Annotated in this window: 4 protein-coding genes; 1 reads left to right on the top strand and 3 read right to left on the bottom strand. The window is 69.6% G+C overall.

Going from position 1 to position 3,144, the window contains the following annotated elements:
• The 3 genes from KUTG_RS09320 to KUTG_RS66070 form a co-directional block, all read right to left on the bottom strand.
• Positions 1-474 (bottom strand): IS5 family transposase (locus KUTG_RS09320; protein ID WP_198047078.1); only part of this gene is annotated, 474 nt, incomplete at its 3' end.
• A gap of 42 nt (positions 475-516) precedes the next feature.
• Complete coding sequence (locus tag KUTG_RS09315; RefSeq protein ID WP_084579098.1) at positions 517-894, bottom strand: hypothetical protein; 378 nt, start codon at positions 892-894, stop codon at positions 517-519.
• The gene (locus KUTG_RS66070) at positions 891-1,088 is read right to left on the bottom strand and encodes a type II toxin-antitoxin system HicA family toxin (RefSeq protein WP_084579096.1); all 198 of its coding nucleotides are present in this window, start codon (positions 1,086-1,088) and stop codon (positions 891-893) included. The genes KUTG_RS09315 and KUTG_RS66070 overlap by 4 nt, the downstream gene beginning before the upstream one ends.
• A 591-nt stretch (positions 1,089-1,679) precedes the next feature.
• Here KUTG_RS66070 and KUTG_RS09310 point away from each other — a divergent pair.
• A partial coding sequence (locus KUTG_RS09310; RefSeq protein WP_198047076.1) for a VMAP-C domain-containing protein occupies positions 1,680-3,144 on the top strand: 1,465 nt, incomplete at its 3' end.

Below are 3,144 nucleotides of genomic sequence, written 5' to 3'. Positions count from 1 at the left end.
CGACAACGGCTTCAGCCCCTGCTCGGTCGCCAGGTGCACCTTCGTGGTCAGCCCGCCCCGGGACCGGAAAGATCCCATGGTCATCCGGCTCGGTGTCGACTCCACCCGGAGATTCACGCTGGTCAGCCCCTTTTTACGCGCGCCAGCGGCATGCTGGTGCGCGCGAGCCACAGTGGAGTCGACGCTCACATCCCAGGTGATCAGCCCGGCCGCGTCAGCCTCGGCCTGCAACCGGGTCAGGATCTGTTTCCAAGTCCCGTCGCGCTGCCAGCGTCGGAACAGGCCATACACGGTCTGCCACGGCCCGTACCGGTCCGGCAGGTCTCGCCACTGCACACCCGTCCGCACCCGGAACCGGATCCCGTTGATGAGTTGCCGTTTCGGGTGTTTGGGCGGGCGTCCAGACTTCTTGCCCTTGGGTAGCAAGGGTTCCAGCTTTGCCCACTGCTCGTTCGTCAGATCACCACGACCCACCCGAAGATCATCTCAAACCGAGATCAACTTCTGAAACAGGCCCTAGCCCGGTTCGGCGGTCAGCTGGCTGATTCGCTGCGGCGACAGGCCGAGCACCCGGGCCGCGTCTCGTTTGGACAGCCCGGCCGCCAGCACCCGCCTGACCAGCGTCCGCGACGCCGCCGACGCGGTCCGCTGGGCCTCCTCGGCCTTGCGCTGCTTGTCCCGCGCGTCCTCGTAGACCACGACGAGATCGGCGGGCAGTCGGAAGGAGATGTCGAGCACGATCTTGTCGGGTTCGATCTCCTTCATGGCCGCGACGAGATCCTCGGCCATCTCCTGCGCCTCGGCGGTCGTGCGGCCCTGCGTGGTGCCGACGCCCTCGACGTCGACCACCCACCATTTGCCTTCGCGCGTGGCGACCGCGCTGAACGTGCTCACTGAAGCCACCTTTCTCCTAGGCACCGCATCTGCTCGCCGATCGACATCACCACACCGGCGCTGACCTGGCGATGTCGCGGGACAGCCGCCGTGTGGCGTCCACACGGGCAGGCGTAGACCGTGTGTCCGCCCGTGTCTCGCAGCACCACGCACCCGAGCTTCCTCATGGCTTTGATGACGGCTCTCCTGCTCATGGGTTTGAACACCATGAACCTAGAATCTAGGGGGGCTGGATGTCAACGTCTAGCCGGGGTGGATTCTGCCGTCGAGCCGTCCGGGTCACCGGATGCCGTGGGCCGTTTGGGCCAATACGGTGATTGGACTGCTCCCTTCGCGTCGAACGGCGCAAGGTCGCCCGTTGACGCGCCGACAACCTTGTCAGGAGCACATCGCCGTCCACGAGGGAGGCGACCCATGAGCAGGTCGAAGCACGAGCCATGGCCCGACATGCCGGCGCCGGACTTGCCGATCCCGTACCCACGACGACCCGTGCAGCAGCGCGGGTGAGCTGGTTGGCGTGCGGGCCACCGCTTCCCCTTCACCAGGTGGCCCGCACGCCGGCTCACGGGCGGGGGCTGCTCTCCGCTACGAAGAGGCAACGTAGCGTGGCCCGGATACCCCCTCGGTGTTCTGTCACCCGATGTGCCCAGCGGGTGCGGGTATGCGTGCCATTTGACGCAGACGAACGCCGTAACCGCGGTTAGCCTTGCCCGCGACGGGGCCGGAGGACCGGCGGCGACCTACGATGGCCCGGCGAAGATCGCGAGCAACGGGGGAGGCGCGTGGTGTCTGCTGGGCGACCGCAGCTGCCGGAAACCGTGCGCAACCGGCTGGTGGCGCTGCTGCTCGACGTCGACGAGCTCCAGGACGCGAGCACCCGCGGCCTGATCGCCAGCGAGCTGCGCAACCGCCTCGGCCCCGGCTTCGACATGCCGACCCAGCTCAGCGACCGGATGTATACGATCGCCCTGGTCGAGGAGTGCCAGCGGCACTACGGCGGCCTGCGCAAGCTGGTGGACGCGCTGCGCCTGTTCCTGGCCGGGCACTACCTCGTGGACGAGGCGGCGGACCTGGTCGCCGGGCACATCCCGCTGGAGATCCTGCTGCCGGCCGAGCGCGCGGACCTGCGCAAGCTGCTGTCGCCGCTGACCTCCGAGGTCGACGCGCACAGCGTGTACCGGGCGGCCGCGGGGCCGCTCGCGCCGCCGCTGGAGTCGGCGCCGGACGACCTGCTCGGCGTGGCCGACGAACTCGTCAACATGATGACCCCGCCCGGACAGCTGCCCCCGCTGCTGAACTTCGTGGAGTTCCTCGCGGCCTTTGTGGACGGTCGCGGGCCGAGCGCGCAGGCGCTGCGCCGCTGGAACGCCGATGTGGCCCGCCGCTGTGGACTGCCCCAGCAGCTGGTGGTCGTGGCGGCGGAGAACGCGACCCTGTACGTCACCAAACGGATCGGCCGCGCCTCGGTGCTGGTGCAGATCGAGGAGGACGGCCTCGACCACAACCGGTTCCAGGTGTCGGTGTGGCTGTGGCTGGACACCGACAGCCAGACGCTGGCGCGTGACGACCGGTCGTACACGCTGGAGGAGATCCGCGGCGTCATCGACCGCGCGCTCCAGGACTGCACCAGCCTACTGGCCACGCACGCCGTGGAGCCGATGGTGGAGTTCATCCTGCCGCACCGGCTGCTGGCCGCCGACGTGGACACGTGGCTCATCACGCACGGCAGCCCGTTCGGCGGGCGCCTCGGCGTGTACTACCCGGTGGTCGTGCGCAGCCTCGACCGCCTGCGCACCACGTCGCTGCCGCTGCGCAAGCAGTGGCAGGCGAAGTGGCGGTGGCTGCAGGAGCACAGCGGACTGCACCCGGAGTCGGCCGTGCGGTGGCTCGGTGACGAGGACGGCCGTGACCCGCAGCGGCTGTACCGCGAACTGGCCGGGGACCAGCCCGTGGCGGTCGCGTGGCACGGCCCGCCGCCACCGGAGCACCAGGCCGTCGACTCGGTGCTGGGCGCGGCGGTGTGGGCCGGCACGCCGGTGGCGCTGTGGTGCCGTGAGCACCACGGCGAAGGCGGTCACCTCCAGCTGACCGACATGCTCACCAAGGGGCAACTGCCCGGCCTGCCGGACAACGCGCTGCGCGCCCGCAAGGAATCCGACGCCCCCTGCGCCCTCGAAGACCACTGCGGCAACCACCTCAGCCTGCTCTGGGACGACCCGTCCCGCCTGCCCGAGCCGCGTTTCGGGGCTG

Source organism: Kutzneria sp. 744, assembly GCF_000568255.1.
Lineage (GTDB): Bacteria > Actinomycetota > Actinomycetes > Mycobacteriales > Pseudonocardiaceae > Kutzneria.
Note: the sequence above shows the minus strand (reverse complement) of the source record. Positions and strands in the feature narration are given on the sequence as shown.

Coding starts and splice junctions, on each gene's coding strand:
- KUTG_RS66070 (WP_084579096.1), bottom strand. CDS start 1,088: ATGAGCAGGAGAGCCGTCATCAAAGCCATGAGGAAGCTCGGGTGCGTG.